The organism is Salinivibrio sp. ES.052 (assembly GCF_900141775.1).
Classification (GTDB): domain Bacteria; phylum Pseudomonadota; class Gammaproteobacteria; order Enterobacterales; family Vibrionaceae; genus Salinivibrio.
This window is the reverse complement of sequence record NZ_FSRI01000002.1, coordinates 492715-511946: the sequence shown is the minus strand read 5'-3', so window position 1 is coordinate 511946 and position 19232 is coordinate 492715. Positions and strand designations below refer to the sequence as shown.

Here is a 19232-nt window from a genome sequence, read left to right as displayed (position 1 = left end):
AGCCAGGGAGAGGCATGATGTCAACGGTAACGCGTTTATTAACCAACAAGCATGTGGTCATTGCCATGCTGGTCGCGCCTGTTTTAGCCGTGATCGCGTATTTTGCAGTCGATGCCAGTGTGTCTGAGCCGCCGAAAGCGGCCCAGCCTGGCCAGAGCTACCCGCTTGCCGTCCGTTCAAACTGTCGCTATACCAGTGGTTTTTGTCAGCTAGAAAATGGTGACATGAAACTCAAGCTGGAGTCGCAAGGCGTCGAGGATAGTCGTCTGACCCTACGGTTGGTCAGCGAATTACCCTTGGAAGGCGCGCAAATAAGCCTCGCAGAGACCTCACCGCAAGCCATGCAGGTCACCGATAGCCATGGTACTGTCTGGCAAGTATCACTCCCTGCCCCGACCAGTGACGAGGCGCAAATCCGCCTAGCCGTCAGTATGGAAGGCAGTCGTTATTTTGCAGAGACCCCCGTGACCTTTATCGAGCACAAGACCTTTTATACTGAGCACCAAAAAATGCAAGATGCCTCATAGGTAAGACGATGGGCGACGTTCCTTTATTGCTGATTGCCTTCACGTATCCAACGCCATAAACGTCTCGCGAATCGCTGCCATTATGGTAGCGATTTTATGTTCATAGGCTTGTTCGGTCAGCCAGTAACTGACATCGGCCCAACCGTCACCGTCTAAATGGGACAGTTCATCAACCTCAATATGCCCATTCATAGGGTTAAATTGTCCCTCGACTTTGACGATACCCACATCGGTCTCAAAGCGCGATAATGTAAAAGGCGTCATCATTTTCCTCGCTGTTGTAATAGGGCTCTCAGCTTGAGCGGCTTCACGGGCTTAGAGATATAGGTAAAGCCTAGCCCAGTCACCATATTTTGCGTGTCAGTACTGCGATCGGCACTGATGATCGCCCCATGAAAACAACGTCCCAATTTTAGTTGGCATTGCTGTAACACTTGCAGTCCCGTTTGTTGATTCGCTAAGTGATAGTCACTTAACACAAAATCAGGCCGCCATTGAGCACTGATCTGCTGCATGGCTCCACTGACATCCGGCGCACAGCGAACGTCGCACCCCCAACGCACTAAAAGCTGGGCCATCCCGGTCAAGATATCCTGTTCATTATCAACACATAACACCCGACATCCATCCAATTCACGCTCAGCACTTGTCATCGTGACAGGCTGTCTTGGGGAGACTTCACTCGCATCACTGCCCTTAACGGTAATAGAGAACACGGTGCCTTCACCTGGCCATGAGCGTAGTCCGAGAGGTTGGGATAAAATCAAACTAATCCCTTTAGCGATGGCTAACCCGAGTCCAAGACCTTGTTCAGCGCCTTGGCGATCAATGCGAGTAAACTCTTGAAAAATATCTTGCTGACGATCCACCGGGATCCCGTCTCCATCATCCCAGACTTCAATTCGGTAGTCGTTACCTGTTCGCCGAACGCCCATTAGTACCCGTCCTTGGGCGTTATAACGAAACGCATTGGTCAAAAAGTTTTGTAGTACACGCCGTAACAAGGTTTTATCTGAACGAACAAAAACCTGACTGGGACAAACATGAAAATCCAGGCCTTGGCGACGGGCCAGTACCCCAAATTCAGCGCTAAGCGCATCAAAGACTTCACTCAATGGAAACGTATCAATTCTCGCTGTCATTTTCCCCGACGCCAGACGGGAGATATCGAGTAAATCACCAATCAACACTTCCGCACTTTCCAAGGCACTTTCAATATGTTGAGCCATCGTTTCCGTTTCTTGATTTGCCGCCATTTCACTCAGCGATGATGCAAACAAACGCGCCGCGTTAAGCGGCTGCATCAAATCGTGACTCACCGCTGCTAAAAAACGGCTTTTTGACTGAGAAGCGGACTCCGCTTTGCGGGTCGCATCAATCAAACGGCTATTCAGGCGCTCTAATTCACGTGTCCGCTCCATGACTCGCGCTTCGAGGGTTTCGTTAGATTGCTTGAGTGCCGCTTCCGCATCCCGAAACGCAGTGATATCTGTAAATGTCATCACAAAGCCGCCGCCCGGCATCGGATTGCCCTGCAACTCAATCACCCGCCCGTCTGGATGCACACGTGAAGAGGTATGTGGTTTTCGTCGCGTTAAATGCATGACCCGCTTGCTGACATGGTCTTCCAAATCACCCGGTCCACAAAGTCCGCGCTGGGCATTGAATCGGATCAAATCCGCCACCGGTCGCCCAACCTGGATAAGCCCGGGTGGAAATTGGAACATATCAATGTAACGTTGATTCCATGCCACCAGCCGCAATTGCTTATCCACCACCGATATCCCTTGGTTGATATGCTCAATCGCTCCCTGCAGTAACCCCCGTGAGAAATCAAACAGCTCTGAGGCTTCATCGACAATGGTGGCAATTTCTTCCAACTGCATATTGCGCCCCTGGAGGGCTGATGAAAGGACTAGGCGTGCCGAGGAGGAGCCAAAGACCCCAGCCAATACCCGCTCGGTATGACGGATCAGCGGTGCACTGGCTTGCTGCTGAGGCATCAGCTCTTCACCACGCTGCTCTGCAAATTGGCTAAATGCCTGACGCATGCGCCGACGACCCACAAAGCGGGCCGCGAGCATTTCCAGCTCCGCCACGGTCACGCGGCTTTGATACAAGCGCGCATCATCGTTTTCCGGCAGTGGCATCCCAACAAACGCCGCCGCTTGCAAGCGCTCACTGAGCGACTGGCGCGTCAATAAAGAAACAAGGATAAAGCCTGCCGCATTCATTAACACACTAAAAGCCAGCCCCCAGTCAATGGGATTTAACCCCGTAAAGGGCATTATCTCAGGCGGAGTAATCAAGCCAATCAGGGGATTAGATTGTCCATTCCCCGCGAGCATCCCAGTTTGGGTCATCATGGTCACTAACCAGAGCGAAAAGCCAATCATCAAGCCCGCATACACGCCTTTTTTGTTCCCGTGACGCCAGTACAGCGCCCCTACCATCGCAGGCGAAAATTGCGCAATCGCCGCAAAGGAAAGAAAGCCAATTTCCGACAACGTTGGTACCGTGAGGATCAGATGATAAAACCCCCATGCAGCAACCAAGATCAAAAAGATAAGTGCCCGACGCACGTTGAGCAAAAGGCCGGAGAACTGCGCAAAATTACGTGACTTCAGCTTCATGCGACGCAATAGTAAAGGCATGACCAGGTCGTTGGAGACCATGATAGCTAAAGCGATCGTAGAGACTATGACCATACCACTGGCTGCTGATGCACCGCCCATAAAGGCCAACAGCGCCACCCCTTCTGCTCCAACCGATAAGGGCAAGCGGATCACATAGGTATCCGCAGGCATGCCAGGTAATAGCGCTTGTCCGGCATAGGCGAGCGGAAGAACAAAAATCAACATTAAGAGCAAGTAGGTTGGGAAGACCTTGCGAGCCGTGTTGAGATCGCTGGCTCGGGTATTTTCCACCACCATGGTGTGAAATTGGCGAGGTAGGCAGATGATCGCCGCCGCAGTTAAAAAAGTGTGGATGATTAAACTACCCATATCGGGTGTCCCGATCACTCCCGATGCTTCTAAGCTAATCGGTAAACTGGGCGCTTGAAACAATAACCACACCACAAAGATACCAACGCCCAAAAACGCCACCAGCTTCACGATAGACTCAAACGCCACCGCCATCATCATGCCGCGATGATGCTCTGTGCTATCAATATGCCGCGTGCCAAATAAGACCGTAAAAACGGCCAGTGACACGCACACTAACCAAGCAATTTGCGGTTGATCTAAGCCAACACCTTTTCCCATTTGCGGAGAAAGCACATCGAGCCCCATTGCGATCCCGCGTAATTGCAGCGCAATATACGGCAATATCCCAACAACGGCGATCAAGGTGATCATCACCGCCAAACCTTGCGACTTGCCATAACGCGCGGCAATAAAGTCAGCAATAGAGATAATATGTTCGCGTTTGGCGATGAGGATTAAACGAGCAAGAAAGCGCCAACCTAAAGTAAACACCAAGATTGGCGCTAGATAAATGGGGAGGAATGACCAAGGTGAACTCGATGCTTGCCCCACCGTACCAAAAAAGGTCCAAGAGGTGCAGTAAACTGCGATAGAGAGACTATAAATCCAGGGACGCCAAGTGCGTAGCCAACGCGGCTGACGATCGCCGTACCAAGCAATCGCAAATAACGCGCCCATATAAAGCAGTGATACAGAGACAATTACCCAACCTTGTGTCATGACTCCCTTCCTGACGCAGTCGTTTGGCGAATCCTTTGGCTGGGTTTAACACGGCCTAGGCGCCCACTCAATCATGCGATGTAGGCTTTGTGGGCACCTTAGCTAACTTTATTGCAAGCCTACACAGGATGAATTACACACGCGCATGTTTTAGACGTCGGTATTCTGGTTCACGCAAGGGTAAAATGAATACCGGTAAGGCGAGCAATGCCATGGCATAGAAGGTACCCGACGGAGATGCGGCATAAATCCACCCACTGGCCGTAGTTAGTGCCGCCACGACAGCCCCCATCGGCAACGCATTATAAGCCGCTTGAGTGGCAACTAAGCGGCTACCACATTCACGCTGAATATACTGCATCGCACCAAGGTGAGCCCCCGCAAAGGTGACACCATGAAGCAACTGAACCAATACAACAGGGATCGCAGCCGTGGTTGTGCCGGTGACCCCCCAGCGTATGAGCACTCCCAGTGCCGCCAACTGGAAAAGGGATTTAGACGACCAACCGCTGAAAAGCCGAGCGCCAAGCGCAAAGACGGCCACTTCAGACACCACGCCCAAACTCCATAAATATCCCACGATACTCTCGCTATAGCCCGACTGCTTCCAGTAAATGGCACTAAAGCTGTAGTAAGCAGCATGACTACCTTGCAGTAGCGACGCAATCAGCAAGAAAACGAGCACCTGACGATCGCGAAAGAGCTGCCGCATCGATACCTTAGCATGAGTCATGTCATGCTCACTCTTTGGCATCACTGTCACACGACGCAATGTCAGCAGTAAACACGCCGATAAGCCACCGATTGCGACCCAAGGAATAATCGCCGCGGATTGCTCGGTCACTAACCAACCGGTAAAACTAGAGCCAACGATAAACGCAATCGATCCCCAAAGACGCGTTCGACCATAGTCGATATATCGATGGCGGGCGTAGTAATTAGCCAAAGCATCCGACAGTGGAACAGACGGACCGATCGCTAAATTAAACAAGATGGTCACAAAGGCCAACCACCATACATTTGCTCCCATCAATGGGTGCAACGCACAGGTGACTAGCGCCATCAACGTCAGGATACGTAGCGCTGGCAATAAAGCTTCGACTTGTTGAACACGCGGAGTAAACACTAAGTTGGCAACACACCGCGTCGCAAAACCGAGGCCAATCAGAGTGCCAATCATCCCTGAATTGAGGCCGAGATACTCAAACCATACCGCCCAAAACGGGAGGTACACGCCATATGAAAAAAAGAAGCCGCCAAAATACGTTGACAGCCAACGAAAGGGAGAACAGTGAGTGAAAGCCATATCATTACTTCATATTAAGATACATACCGCGCTAAGTGTCGCAGCAATATGACTGGAAAAAAAGGCGTCTCCTCACCTTATTCACGCCAACGTCTTAATCTTATCCGTTTCATGTTGCCCGCTGGCTAGACTAAAGTCGGCTAGCGGGATCCGCTGGGGTAGGACACACTGTCATTATCACAGTGAGGAGTGCGACGATGCCTGAACCTTTTGACACCTCTCATGCGCCCTTTGACAGCCTGACCCAGCAACAAGTGAAACAATGTCGGCAAGCGCTTGATGTGGGCTACTTTCGCCGTGGCGACACCCTGATACAGGCGGGAGATACGGGAGAACAACTCTTTATTATTATCAAAGGGAGTGTTGAAGAAGCCTCCGAAGATGGTAAGGAAGTGCTGTCTCACTACACGACCGACGATCTATTTGATGTACCCTCACTCCTGCATGGCACCGCCAAGCATCAATACCGCGCACTAGAGGATACGCTCTGTCACCTACTACCCGCCGAGGTGTTTCTTGCTATCTATCATAATAATCAAGACTTCCGCGGTTACTTTGATACCAATTTACAACGCCGGCAAGCGCTGATGGTACAAGCCCGCCAACAGCAAAATCTCGCCGAGTTTATGCTCACAAGGATTGATGATAGCAACATCCAACCCGCACTTTGTGTCTCTCCCCATTTGCCACTCAAAGACGCGACAGCCCAGATGAAAGCCGAGCGCTGCGACTGCGCTTTGGTCGATTTTGACGAGGGAGAGTGTGGGATCATTACGCGTACTAACTTATTACACGCATTAGTCCTAGAAGGTCACGATCAATCAGTGCCAGTCGGAGAGGTTGCCACCCAACCGGTGATCAGTGTCGAGCGAGGTGATTTCCTTTTTCATGCCATGATCAGCATGACCCGCCAACGGGTAAAACGGGTCCGCGTGATCGATGGCCAAGGACACACCGTCGGCATGCTCGATCTCCCCCAAGTGTTAAGTCTATTCTCAACCCATTCACACGTACTCAATCTACAAATCGCACGCGCCCAAACGATTGATGAATTGGTGGTGGCGGCAAACAGCCAAAGTAAATTGGTTCATACCCTGTTTAATAATGGTATCCACACTCGCTTTGTCATGCAGCTTATCGCTACCGTCAATGAACAAATCATGGAAAAAGCCTTTCGGTTACTGGTGCCTGAGGCCTATCAAAACCAGTGCTGCTTGGTGGTGATGGGCTCTGAAGGGCGCGGCGAACAGGTGCTAAAAACGGACCAAGACAACGCATTGATCCTGGCAGACAATCTAGACTGGCCTGATTGTCAGCAAGTGATGGAGACCTTTTCACACACCTTGTATCAGCTCGGTTATCCACCCTGCCCGGGCAATGTAATGGTTAGCAACCCTAAATGGGTGAAAACCGCCGTACAATGGCAGCAAACCGTGCGTAATCTCGCTCAAAGCGCCAACTATCAAAGTGTCATGGATTTGGCTATTCTTGCTGACAGCCATCCCATCGCCGGTGATCTTACCCTGATCAACGCCATCCAAGTACCACTCAGTGACACCTTGACCGACAACATGTTAACGCTCAATACCTTTGTGCGTCCCGCCTTAGCCTTTCGTGTTCCTCTAACCGTATTTGGCTCTCTCAAAAGCAGCAAAGAGGGACTAGACATTAAAAAAGGCGGGATTTTCCCCATTGTGCATGGTGTACGCACCATGAGCATGGAAAAAGGCATCCGTGAAACTAATACCTTTGACCGCCTCGAACAGCTTGCCAAGTTGGGCACACTCGCGGAAGAGACCGCAGAGAACCTCTCCGAGGCTTTAAAGCTGTTTATTCGTCTGCGCCTGCGTCAGCAACTCAATGGTGAACCACAAAACAACTGCCTGGATGTTGCACGCTTACCCTCAAGTGAACGGGACCTTCTGCGCCACGGGCTTCATGTGGTGAAAAAGTTTAAAGAATCGCTCGCGTTCCATTATCACGTGAGGGATTAACATGAATTGGTTCACCCGTCAGTGGCATCGCTACCGTTTGAGGCACTCACCTTACCGTGCACTCTTTTTGCCACCGGACAAGCGTACCCTGATCTCGCTCGACTGCGAAACCACCAGCTTGGATCCGGCGCGTGCAGAGCTGGTAACCATCGCAGCAACGCCTATTAGAGGGCATCGCATCCTGACCAGCCAAGCATTGACGCTCACACTCGTCGCCCCCCAAAGCTTAAACGCCGGTTCGGTGCGCATTCACCAATTACGCCATCAAGATCTCTCTCATGGCGTCAGTGCCGCGCAAGCAATGACGTCACTGATTGCATTTATCGGTAACCACCCCCTCGTTGGTTACCATATTCGCTACGATAAAAGCATTCTCGACCGTTACGCGCGTCAACATCTTGGCTTTCCGCTTCCCAATCCACTGATCGAAGTCAGTGATATCTACCAACGTAAGCTCGAGCGCCTGCTTCCCAATGCTTATCACGACATCAGCATGGAGGCTATCAGCCGTCATCTTGATCTCCCACTCCCCGCGCGCCATGATGCCTTGGATGATGCATTGGCTGCGGCGCTGATTTATGTCCGTCTGACCCAAGGAGACATGCCCATCCCACAATCTAAGTAGTCATCGTCACCATTCGGCACACGTAAAATGAGATCCCTCCCTCACTATCTGGCCCGACAACTGGATAAACCGCTTAAAAATCAATGTGCTCATCCTAAAGTCTAATTGCCGGATAACTTTTTATATCACACCTTTACAGCATGGTTTTCATTTTCCAGGCAGCGGTAACGCCTGACATATCATGACATGGAAGCGCCGCGTGGAGCATCGCGGACACGAGGAGAAACAGGATGAGCGATAGTCACGTATACCCCGTCATGCCTTCAATTGCGCAAAAGGCACACGCTGATGAAGCCAAGTATCAAGCGCTCTATCAGCAGTCAATCACCGACCCTGAAGGCTTTTGGCGCGAGCAAGGGCAGATAATTGATTGGATCAAACCTTATACCCAGGTCAAACATACCTCCTTTGACACCGGCCATGTAGCTATTCGTTGGTTTGAAGACGGAAGCCTGAACGTCGCAGCCAACTGTATTGACCGCCACCTCAAAGACAAAGGCGACCAAGTGGCACTGATCTGGGAAGGGGACGATCCAAAAGACGATGCAACCCTGACCTATCAAGCTCTGTACGAGCACGTTGGCCGGTTTTCCAATGCGCTAAAAGCGCAAGGCGTCAAGAAAGGCGACGTGGTTTGTCTATACATGCCAATGGTCATGGAAGCGGCCGTTGCCATGCTTGCCTGTGCCCGTATTGGTGCGGTTCATACTGTCGTCTTCGGGGGCTTTTCACCAGAAGCCTTGGCCGGTCGTATTGTCGACTCTAATGCGAAAATCGTGATCACCGCAGATGAAGGTGTCCGCGGGGGACGTGCCGTGCCACTGAAGAAAAACGTGGATGAGGCCCTAGCGAATCCCAACGTCAAATCGATAGAAAAAGTCATGGTGTATAAGCGTACAGGTGGCGATATTGATTGGCATAGCCACCGTGACGTTTGGTGGCACGATGCAACCGAAAATGTGTCGGTGGATTGTCCCGCCGAAGAAATGAATGCGGAGGATCCGCTTTTTATTCTCTACACCTCCGGCTCAACGGGCACACCAAAGGGCGTGCTCCATACCACTGGTGGCTATCTTGTTTACGCTGCCATGACCTTCAAGTATGTGTTTGACTATCAAGACGGCGACGTCTTTTGGTGTACCGCCGATGTTGGCTGGATTACCGGCCACAGTTACTTAGTCTATGGCCCCCTCGCTAATGGCGCCAAAACCATCTTGTTTGAAGGCGTCCCCACCTATCCAACCACGGCCCGTATGAGTGAGGTCGTCGATAAACACCAAGTTAATATCCTTTACACCGCCCCCACCGCGATTCGCGCATTAATGGCAAAAGGCCACGAAGCGGTCGCTGGCACCCAACGCGACTCACTGCGGATCATGGGCTCGGTGGGTGAGCCCATCAACCCTGAGGCTTGGGAGTGGTATCACAACACCATTGGCAACCAAGCCTGCCCGATCGTCGATACGTGGTGGCAAACGGAAACCGGTGGGATCTTGATTACACCACTGCCTGGCGCCACCGCGCTAAAACCGGGTTCAGCCACGCGTCCTTTCTTTGGGGTCCAACCTGCATTGGTCGATAACATGGGCAACCTGCTTGATGGCGCGGCTGAAGGTAACCTGGTGATGCTGGACTCATGGCCAGGACAAATGCGTACCGTATTTGGCGATCACGACCGCTTCGAACAAACCTACTTTTCTACCTTTAAAGGGATGTATTTTACCGGTGACGGCGCCCGTCGTGATGAAGACGGCTATTACTGGATCACCGGCCGCGTCGATGACGTACTCAATATTTCAGGTCACCGCATGGGCACCGCTGAGGTGGAATCGGCACTGGTGGCCTTTAATAAAATTGCAGAGGCTGCCATTGTCGGTGTCCCGCACGATATTAAGGGACAGGCCATTTATGCTTATATCACCCTCAACGCAGGGGAACTCCCAAGTGCCGAGTTGTACAAAGAGGTGAAAGAGTGGGTACGTAAAGAAATCGGCCCCATTGCGACGCCAGACTTTATTCATTGGACCGACGCATTACCGAAAACCCGTTCCGGTAAGATCATGCGTCGCATTTTGCGTAAAATTGCCACTGGCGATACCGGTAGCTTAGGCGACACTTCCACACTGGCGGATCCCAGTGTGGTCGATAAACTCATCGCAGAAAAAGAAAGTGTGGTGTAACACATTCGCTTGCTTAGCAACCCTTGCCGCCTTCGGGCGGCTTTTTTGATCCCGATCGGCGAGCAAAATGAACTCTTTCTCCCCCCTGCAATCACACAAAAAAGCAATCACAAAATGTCTCAACCAACGACAAATCGACATCAGAGCCCAACTTTGCTACACCATAAAGGCAAAGTGTGCTGATTAGACCAGTATTTTGCTGCGATTTGTGGTGAATTCTCTATAATTGACCTCACTAAGGACAAAATTGCGTACTGTGTACCGTCACAGCATGCTCTCTAGCTGGAATCCGCACAAAGCTGAACAATGTCAGCAAATAGGAGAAGTAAGCGTCAAGATGCCTACAAGAAACCAAGTTTTAGTCCTAAATGGCCCTAACCTTAATTTGCTCGGCCAACGTGAACCTGAACACTATGGCTCTCAAACGTTAGACCAGATCATGGCCGCTTTAGAGGCGCAAGCTGCTACCTTGGCGTTGGCTCTTGAGCACTTTCAATCCAATAGCGAAGCCAGCTTAATCGATAAAATCCACCAAGCAATGGACTCAGTGGCTTTTATCATTATTAACCCAGCCGCCCTGACTCATACCTCAGTGGCACTGCGTGACGCACTACTCGGGGTCAACATCCCCTTTATTGAAGTGCATCTATCCAATGTCTATGCCCGCGAATCTTTTCGACACCATTCATACCTGTCGGATAAAGCGGTAGGCGTGATCAGTGGGCTTGGCGCTGATGGTTACGAATTCGCCCTAACAGCTGCCGCACGACATTTAGCGCTTGCGGCTGAGTAAAACAAAACATAAGAAGAGACCTATCATGGATATCCGTAAGATTAAGAAACTGATCGAACTTGTCGAAGAGTCCGGCATCTCGGAGCTAGAAATCGCCGAAGGCGAAGAGTCGGTGCGAATCAGCCGTTCTTCACCGGTCGCTCATGCACAAATGGCCGCGCCTCAGTATGCAGCACCGGCAGCGCCAGCCCCTGCACCCGCGCCTGAAGCACCGGCTGCCGAGCCTGCAAGCGCACCTCAACCAACGGGGCATCAAGTCCTTTCCCCGATGGTCGGTACCTTCTATCGTGCACCAAGCCCTGAGTCTTCGGCGTTTGTCGAAGTGGGAAGCCGTGTCAATGAAGGCGATGCGTTATGCATCGTGGAAGCAATGAAAATGATGAACCAGATCCAAGCCGACAAAAGTGGTGTGGTGAAAGCCATTCTGTGTGAAGACGGTCAGCCTGTTGAGTTCGACGAACCACTCGTGATCATCGAATAAGCGAGGGCGCATGTTAGATAAAATTGTAATCGCTAACCGCGGTGAAATTGCACTGCGTATTTTGCGTGCTTGTAAAGAGCTAGGTATTAAGACAGTCGCGGTGCATTCCACCGCCGACCGTGACCTAAAACACGTCCTGTTGGCCGATGAAACCGTCTGTATTGGTCCAGCGCCAAGTAACCAAAGCTACCTGAATATCCCACGCATTATTAGTGCCGCGGAAATTACCGGTGCCGTGGCGATTCATCCGGGATACGGTTTCTTGTCAGAAAACGCCGACTTCGCCGAGCAAGTCGAACGGTCGGGTTTTGTTTTCGTGGGCCCAAGAGCAGACACCATTCGCCTCATGGGGGATAAAGTCTCGGCAATAGAAGCCATGAAAAAAGCGGGTGTGCCATGCGTACCAGGCTCTGACGGCCCGTTGGGTAGCGATCAAGAAAAAAACAAAACCATTGCCAAACGTATCGGCTATCCGGTGATCATCAAAGCCTCAGGGGGGGTGGCGGCCGTGGCATGCGTGTGGTGCGTTCCGAAGGTGAGCTCGTTGACGCGATTGCCATGACCCGAGCGGAAGCCAAATCAGCCTTTAGCAACGATATGGTCTACATGGAGAAGTTCCTCGAGAACCCACGCCATGTTGAAGTTCAGGTTTTGGCTGACGGCCAAGGTGGCGCCATTCACTTGGGTGAACGCGATTGCTCGATGCAACGCCGTCATCAGAAGGTGGTCGAGGAAGCCCCTGCGCCAGGTATCACCGCGGAAATGCGTAAGTTCATCGGCGATCGTTGCTGCCGAGCTTGTGTCGAGATTGGATATCGCGGTGCCGGTACTTTTGAGTTCTTATACGAAAATGGCGAGTTCTACTTCATTGAGATGAACACCCGTATCCAAGTAGAGCATCCTGTCACCGAAATGGTCACCGGCGTCGACTTGGTCAAAGAGCAACTCCGTATTGCCGCGGGCCAGCCACTGTCGTTTACTCAAGAAGATATTCAAATCCGTGGCCACGCGGTGGAATGCCGTATCAACGCGGAAGATCCTGAGCGCTTTATCCCAAGCCCAGGACAAATCCAACGCTTTCATTCCCCTGGGGGGATGGGCGTGCGCTGGGAATCGCATATCTACACAGGTTATCATGTGCCGCCCCACTATGACTCCATGGTCGGCAAACTGATTTGCTACGGTGAAAATCGTGACGTGGCGATTGCACGTATGCGTAATGCCCTAGCAGAAACCGTGATTGACGGAATCAAAACCAATATCCCGCTACAGATCGATATTATGAATGACGAACACTTCCAACATGGCGGTGCCAACATTCATTACCTCGAGAAAAAGCTCGGCTTATCGTAAAAATACGCGAACGCGTATAACCACCCGAGAATAAAGCGACCTGCATATTTGTAGGTCGTTTTTGTATGCAGCGTGTTCAAGCTTGATCTGATAAAATGCTGTTGATTCCTTTTTCGACACGAGATTCACCATGCCTTGGATCCAACTTAAACTCAATGCGACGGCCAACAATGCTGAGGCAATTGGCGACCTACTGATGGAAGAAGCCGGTGCGCTCTCTGTCACCTTTTTAGACGCCAAAGATACGCCTGTGTTTGAGCCTCTCCCCGGAGAGACACGACTGTGGGGCGAAACCGATATTATGGCATTGTACGACGCACAAGCTGAGATGAGCGATGTGCTTGCCATTTTAAAAGCCAGCCCACTACTTTCCGACGACTTCGCATACAAAATCGAACAACTGGAAGACAAAGACTGGACACGCGCTTGGATGGATAACTTTAAGCCCATCCAGTTCGGTGAACGTTTATGGATCTGTCCAACCTGGTGTGAGGTACCTGATGACAACGCGGTTAACGTAATGCTCGACCCAGGACTGGCATTTGGTACCGGCTCTCATCCTACGACCGCCCTGTGTCTAGAATGGCTAGACAGCTTAGAGCTTAGCGGTAAAACCGTGATCGACTTTGGCTGTGGCTCGGGTATTCTCGCCATTGCTGCGATCAAACTCGGTGCCGAGCGTGTGATTGGCATTGATATCGATCCTCAAGCGTTACTGGCATCAAAAGATAACGCTGAGCGAAATGGTGTGGCTGCCCAACTGCAGCTGTATCTTCCTAAAGACCAACCGGCCGATCTCAAAGCCGATGTGGTCGTGGCCAATATTCTCGCTGAGCCACTGCGTGATCTCTCCGATGTGATCAAAGGGCTGATCAAGCCGACAGGCCAATTAGCGATGTCAGGGGTGTTGGAAACGCAAGCCAATGACGTGGCGAGTTATTATCGCGACACATTGACGCTGGATCCGATTGTCGAGCGTGAAGAGTGGTGCCGGATCAGTGGTCACTTGTCAGTATAACTGGCTAGATTACTTTCCAACGGGCTTACCGTGACCTAGGCAATTATCGGTAAGCCATTATCAATGTGCTACTCGAACTGCTTGATTAATCGACGAAACGCACCTGATACAAAAAGTGCTGTAAAAATCAAGCCATCAATGCTCAAATATTGTCCTTTTCAGATGCTGAAAAAATGCGTAAAATGCGCGCCCTTGCTGACTCAGAGCGGCTGAAGAGGATTTAGAGCTTTTGCGTATCGGACCTTACACCCTGGATGTCCCCTTGATCGTCGCCCCAATGGCCGGCGTGACAGACCGACCATTTCGTGAGTTATGTCTCGCGCATGGTGCGGGCATGGCTATCAGTGAAATGATGTCATCCAATCCAGCTTTATGGGGAACGAGCAAATCGCAAAAGCGCATGGTTCATATTGACGAATCCGGTTTGCGCTCGGTGCAAATTGCTGGTGCCGAACCAGAGCTCATGGCTGAGGCGGCACGGTTTTGTGTCGAGAACGGGGCACAAGTTATCGACATTAACATGGGTTGCCCGATGAAAAAGGTCAATAAAAAGTTAGCAGGCTCTGCCTTGCTAACTCGGCCTGATCTCATTGAGCAAATCCTAACAGCCACGGTTAACGCGGTGGATGTTCCGGTAACACTGAAAACTCGAACAGGCTGGGATCCGGATAATAAGAACTGTGTAACGATCGCCCGGATGGCGGAAGATTGTGGTATCCAAGCCCTTGCACTGCACGGCCGTACGCGTGCCTGCATGTACAAAGGCGAGGCAGAGTACGACAGCATTAAAGCTGCGAAAGCAGCGGTATCGATTCCGGTGATCGCCAATGGCGACATTGACTCACCAGAAAAAGCCCGGTATGTCCTCGACTACACAGGTGCAGATGCCGTAATGATTGGTCGCCCTGCTCAGGGACGCCCGTGGATTTTTCGCGAAATCCACCACTATCTCACCACAGGTGAGCACTTGCCTGCCCCTTCGTTAGAAGAGGTGAGGACAATTTTGTTGGGTCATGTTCACGAGCTTCATCAGTTTTATGGGGAGCTTAAAGGATTACGTATCGCCCGTAAGCACGTGGGCTGGTACCTGAAAGAGCATGATCAAATAGGCGACTTTCGCCGCACCTTCAACGCAATCGAGGATGCACACCAGCAGATCGATGCGCTGCAAGGCTACTTCGACAACGTTGCATAAATACGAGAAGAGCTGACAGAATATGTTCGAACAAAACCTGACTTCCGAAACATTGACAGTAACAACTGTAACTTCACAAGATCAAATTACGCAAAAGCCACTTCGTGACTCTGTAAAAGCGTCCTTGAAGAACTACCTCGCGCAATTGAATGGCCAGGAAGTCAACGATCTGTATGAGCTTGTCCTCGCAGAAGTTGAGCAGCCACTGCTGGATACCATCATGCAATACACCCGCGGCAACCAAACCCGCGCAGCCACCATGATGGGCATCAACCGCGGTACATTGCGTAAGAAACTGAAAAAATACGGCATGAACTAATCAACCATTAGTTTGGCTGATGTCAAACGGGCTAGCCGTCAACCGGTTAGCCCGTTTTTGTCTGCCGCTGATTTCACTGGCTCTCACTGCGGCTTTAGCAACACGAATTCGAGTCTTCACTGTCCGCCAGGGTTTCTAATATCGAGCAATGGGTCGCGTCATCGTCCTCCATACCGCAGCAGGCAGCGTTTAAACGTGTGAGGGCATGTTTGACCCGCTCAAGCGCCGCAATCTTCTCTGAGACCTCGTTTAAGCGCCGCTGGGTGATCCCTTTCACTTCCGCGCAAGTGTGTAAGGTGGCTTCTTCGCGAATATCAGACAGCTCGTGGATCTCATCGAGCGATAACCCCATCTCTTTGCCACGTAAAATAAACATTACCTGGCTAATGGCATCATCAGCATAGAGCCGGTATCCGCCTTCGGTGCGCGCACTGGGCGCCAGCAAACCTGACTTTTCATAAAAACGCAATGTATCGGTGGAGACACCACAATGCTTGGCAAGCTCACCTATTTGCAGCAACTTGGTCATCACCGCTCCTCTTCCTGACCCCATTGGATGACTCTTTTTGTAGCAAAGGCGAGGCGTTATGACCAGCATTGCACGAACACAAGAATTTGACGACGTGTAAAAGCGATAAAAATGTCGCCATCCTCAAATAGCAATCGATTGCGCAAATAAAATCAGATAGAATAACGCCGCTTTGGCAATTGGCGGTTTAATAAAGCTCATCCCTATTGTTATACATGGAGAGCTTTGATAAGCATTCAATCTGTCAGTGAAGAGAACTAAGCCATGGAAAATCTGCGTCCTATTCGTCGCGCGTTAATCAGCGTGTCTGATAAATCCGGTGTGGTCGAGTTTGCCCAAGCACTCGCCCAACGCGGTGTCGAACTGCTATCGACCGGCGGTACGGCCCGTTTACTCGCAGAAAACGGCCTTGCGGTCACCGAAGTCTCCGAGCATACCGGCTTCCCAGAAATGATGGATGGCCGAGTGAAAACCCTCCATCCGACAATTCACGGCGGCATTTTGGGCCGACGCGGTCAAGACGACGCGGTGATGGAACGCCATCAGATCGCGCCGATTGATATGGTGGTGGTAAATCTCTACCCGTTCGCACAAACCGTTGCCAACCCAGACTGCACTCGCGAGCAAGCCATCGAGAATATCGATATTGGCGGCCCGACCATGGTGCGTTCAGCGGCGAAAAACCATGCCGACGTCACCATTGTGGTGAACAGCCAAGACTATGATCGCGTGCTCACCGAAATGGATCAGCACCAGCAATCTCTGACGCATGCCACCCGCTTTGATTTGGCGATTGCCGCGTTTGAGCACACCGCGGCCTACGATGCGATGATTGCCAACTACTTTGGTACTCAAGTGCCTGCCTATCATCACGCAGAAGACAGCCAAGACTCGCCATTCCCGCGCACCCTGACCCAGCATTGGGTGAAAAAACAAGACATGCGCTATGGTGAGAACAGCCATCAGGCAGGCGCCTTTTATAGCGAAGCCCACCCGCAAGAAGCCTCGGTGGCCACAGCCACTCAACTCCAAGGCAAAGCGCTGTCTTATAACAATATCGCCGACACCGATGCGGCATTGGAGTGCGTGAAAGAGTTCGAACAACCTACCTGTGTGATTGTAAAGCATGCCAATCCCTGTGGCGTCGCCATTGGCGAAGACTTACTCAGCGCCTACCAACGCGCTTATCAAACCGACCCGACCTCGGCATTTGGTGGCATCATTGCCTTTAACCGTGAGCTGGACGGCGACACGGCGCAAGCCATTGTCGAACGTCAATTTGTTGAAGTGATCATCGCGCCACGGATCAGTGAAGCCGCCAAAGCCGCAGTCGCGGCCAAGAAAAACGTTCGTCTGCTAGAATGTGGTCAATGGCAAGCGCGTACCACTGGCTGGGACAGCAAGCGAGTGAACGGAGGTTTGTTGATCCAAGCCCGCGACCAAGGCATGGTCGGCTTGGACGATTTACGCATTGTCACTGAGCGCCAGCCCACAGACAAAGAGCTAAACGATGCGCTATTTTGCTGGAAAGTGGCAAAATACGTGAAATCCAATGCGATTGTGTATGCCAAAAACAGCATGACCATCGGCGTGGGCGCCGGCCAAATGAGCCGCGTCTACTCAGCGAAAATTGCCGGCATCAAAGCGGCCGATGAAAATCTGGAAGTAGCCGGTAGCGTGATGGCTTCTGATGCCTTCTTCCCCTTCCGTGACGGCATTGATGCGGCAGCTGACGCGGGGATCACCTGCGTGATCCAACCGGGTGGATCAATGCGTGATGACGAAGTGATTGCCGCTGCCAATGAGCACGGCATGGCGATGGTCTTTACCGGTATGCGCCATTTCCGCCACTAAGCAGGCGATGAAGGAGAAAACATGAAGGTATTAGTGATTGGTGGTGGTGGCCGCGAGCATGCCTTGGCGTGGAAAGCCGCTCAGTCCCCAAAGATCGAGACCATTTACTGCGCACCGGGAAATGCCGGCACCGCGCATGAGGCCAAGTTGAGCAACATCGCTATCGCCGCCGACGACGTCGAGGGGTTACTGGCCTTTGCCCGTGAGCAACAGATTGGCCTGACGATTGTCGGTCCAGAAGCGCCACTGGTCTTAGGCGTGGTTGATGCCTTCCGTGAGCACGGCTTAGCGATATTTGGCCCTACCCAAGCCGCCGCGCAGCTTGAGGGCTCGAAGGCATTCAGCAAAGATTTTCTGGCGCGTCACGGTATTCCCACCGCCGACTACCAAACCTTTTCCAAGGTTGAGCCCGCACTGGCCTACATCGCAGAAAAAGGCGCGCCTATTGTGGTCAAAGCCGATGGCCTTGCCGCCGGGAAAGGAGTGATTGTGGCGATGACCGAGCAAGAAGCGACCGACGCCGTGCATGATATGCTCTCGGGCAATGCATTTGGTGAAGCCGGTCACCGTGTGGTGATAGAAGAGTTCCTACAAGGCGAAGAAGCAAGCTTTATCGTCATGGTGGATGGCGAGCATGTGCTACCGATGGCCACCAGCCAAGACCATAAACGGGTCGGTGAAGGCGATACCGGCCTCAATACCGGCGGCATGGGCGCATACTCACCCGCCCCCGTGGTCACCGACGCCATTCACCAACGGGTGATGGACGAGGTGATTATGCCCACCGTCAAAGGGATGCATGCGGATGGTGCGCCCTATACCGGCTTTTTGTACGCCGGATTGATGATCGCCGCCGATGGCACGCCCAAAGTGATTGAGTTTAACTGCCGCTTTGGCGACCCCGAAACCCAGCCTATCATGATGCGTTTGCAATCCGACCTGGTTGAGCTTTGCCTCGCTGGCAGCGAAGGACGCCTTGATAAAGTAGAATCTAAATGGGACCCGCGTGCAGCGGTTGGTGTGGTATTGGCCGCAGGCGGTTATCCAGGTGAATACCGTAAAGGGGATCGTATCACTGGACTTCCTACCGATAGCGATAACGCCAAGGTGTTCCATGCCGGTACCGCGCTGAAAAACGGCGATGTGGTGACCGCTGGCGGACGTGTACTCTGCGCTACCGCATTAGGCGACAGCGTTACCGTCGCCAAACAAAGCGCTGATGCGCTCGCCGCCTTGATTTATTGGCCTGGCTGCTTCTACCGCAATGACATCGCTCACCGTGCGGTATCACGCGAGCAAACACTCACATGAGTGTGAGCGTATTAAACTAAAAATGCGCCAACAGGGCGCA

15 protein-coding genes and 1 pseudogene are annotated in these 19232 nt (G+C 51.9%); 12 read left to right on the top strand and 4 right to left on the bottom strand.

Annotated features, from left to right (window positions below; genetic code table 11):
- Nucleotides 1–14: 14 nt before the first annotated feature.
- On the top strand, nt 15–527 hold the full coding sequence (locus BUQ98_RS12010; protein ID WP_074214030.1) for a hypothetical protein: 513 nt from the start codon (nt 15–17) through the stop codon (nt 525–527).
- Nucleotides 528–566: 39 nt separating this feature from the next.
- Here BUQ98_RS12010 and BUQ98_RS12005 read toward each other — a convergent pair whose 3' ends face one another.
- From BUQ98_RS12005 to BUQ98_RS11995, 3 genes are all read right to left on the bottom strand, one after another.
- The gene (locus BUQ98_RS12005; RefSeq protein WP_139294742.1) at nt 567–794 is read right to left on the bottom strand and encodes a hypothetical protein; all 228 of its coding nucleotides are present in this window, start codon (nt 792–794) and stop codon (nt 567–569) included.
- Nucleotides 791–4234 carry a PAS domain-containing hybrid sensor histidine kinase/response regulator gene (locus tag BUQ98_RS12000; RefSeq protein WP_074214028.1) on the bottom strand — a complete coding sequence of 1148 codons (3444 nt, stop codon included), beginning with the start codon at nt 4232–4234 and terminating at the stop codon, nt 791–793. The genes BUQ98_RS12005 and BUQ98_RS12000 overlap by 4 nt, the downstream gene beginning before the upstream one ends.
- 133 nt (nt 4235–4367) lie before the next feature.
- A complete protein-coding gene (locus BUQ98_RS11995) occupies nt 4368–5540 on the bottom strand; it encodes a 3-phenylpropionate MFS transporter (RefSeq protein ID WP_074214027.1) in 1173 nt (390 codons plus the stop codon).
- 197 nt (nt 5541–5737) lie between these two features.
- Here BUQ98_RS11995 and BUQ98_RS11990 point away from each other — a divergent pair, with 197 nt between their 5' ends.
- The 9 genes and pseudogenes from BUQ98_RS11990 to fis all read left to right on the top strand — a co-directional run bounded on the left by BUQ98_RS11990 (nt 5738) and on the right by fis (nt 15498).
- Complete coding sequence (locus BUQ98_RS11990; protein WP_074214026.1) at nt 5738–7534, top strand: DUF294 nucleotidyltransferase-like domain-containing protein; 1797 nt, start codon at nt 5738–5740, stop codon at nt 7532–7534.
- A gap of 1 nt (nt 7535) precedes the next feature.
- Complete coding sequence (locus BUQ98_RS11985; protein WP_074214025.1) at nt 7536–8159, top strand: 3'-5' exonuclease; 624 nt, start codon at nt 7536–7538, stop codon at nt 8157–8159.
- Nucleotides 8160–8389: 230 nt separating this feature from the next.
- Entirely contained in the window at nt 8390–10339 is a 1950-nt protein-coding gene (gene acs, locus BUQ98_RS11980; protein ID WP_074214024.1) for an acetate--CoA ligase, read from the top strand.
- A gap of 337 nt (nt 10340–10676) precedes the next feature.
- Nucleotides 10677–11132 carry a type II 3-dehydroquinate dehydratase gene (gene aroQ, locus BUQ98_RS11975; RefSeq protein ID WP_074214023.1) on the top strand — a complete coding sequence of 152 codons (456 nt, stop codon included), beginning with the start codon at nt 10677–10679 and terminating at the stop codon, nt 11130–11132.
- Nucleotides 11133–11157: 25 nt separating this feature from the next.
- Complete coding sequence (accB, locus tag BUQ98_RS11970) at nt 11158–11613, top strand: acetyl-CoA carboxylase biotin carboxyl carrier protein (protein ID WP_074214022.1); 456 nt, start codon at nt 11158–11160, stop codon at nt 11611–11613.
- A 10-nt stretch (nt 11614–11623) separates the two neighbouring features.
- Nucleotides 11624–12966: pseudogene (accC, locus tag BUQ98_RS11965) on the top strand (acetyl-CoA carboxylase biotin carboxylase subunit).
- A 130-nt stretch (nt 12967–13096) separates the two neighbouring features.
- Nucleotides 13097–13984 (top strand): 50S ribosomal protein L11 methyltransferase, encoded by an 888-nt coding sequence (prmA, locus tag BUQ98_RS11960; RefSeq protein ID WP_074214021.1) that lies wholly within the window; start codon nt 13097–13099, stop codon nt 13982–13984.
- Nucleotides 13985–14213: 229 nt separating this feature from the next.
- A complete protein-coding gene (gene dusB / locus BUQ98_RS11955) occupies nt 14214–15179 on the top strand; it encodes a tRNA dihydrouridine synthase DusB (protein ID WP_074214020.1) in 966 nt (321 codons plus the stop codon).
- Between the two features lie 22 nt (nt 15180–15201).
- Entirely contained in the window at nt 15202–15498 is a 297-nt protein-coding gene (gene fis / locus BUQ98_RS11950; protein WP_021024113.1) for a DNA-binding transcriptional regulator Fis, read from the top strand.
- A 94-nt stretch (nt 15499–15592) separates the two neighbouring features.
- Here the strand turns inward: fis and zntR are convergent, their stop codons facing one another.
- Nucleotides 15593–16051, bottom strand: coding sequence for a Zn(2+)-responsive transcriptional regulator (zntR, locus tag BUQ98_RS11945; RefSeq protein WP_254813925.1), 459 nt, complete (start codon nt 16049–16051; stop codon nt 15593–15595).
- A 240-nt stretch (nt 16052–16291) separates the two neighbouring features.
- Between zntR and purH the strand changes: the two genes are divergently transcribed.
- Complete coding sequence (gene purH, locus BUQ98_RS11940) at nt 16292–17881, top strand: bifunctional phosphoribosylaminoimidazolecarboxamide formyltransferase/IMP cyclohydrolase (RefSeq protein WP_074214018.1); 1590 nt, start codon at nt 16292–16294, stop codon at nt 17879–17881.
- A 21-nt stretch (nt 17882–17902) separates the two neighbouring features.
- Nucleotides 17903–19192: a phosphoribosylamine--glycine ligase gene (gene purD, locus BUQ98_RS11935; protein WP_074214017.1), complete on the top strand. Its 1290-nt coding sequence runs from the start codon at nt 17903–17905 to the stop codon at nt 19190–19192.
- Nucleotides 19193–19232: the final 40 nt, after the last annotated feature.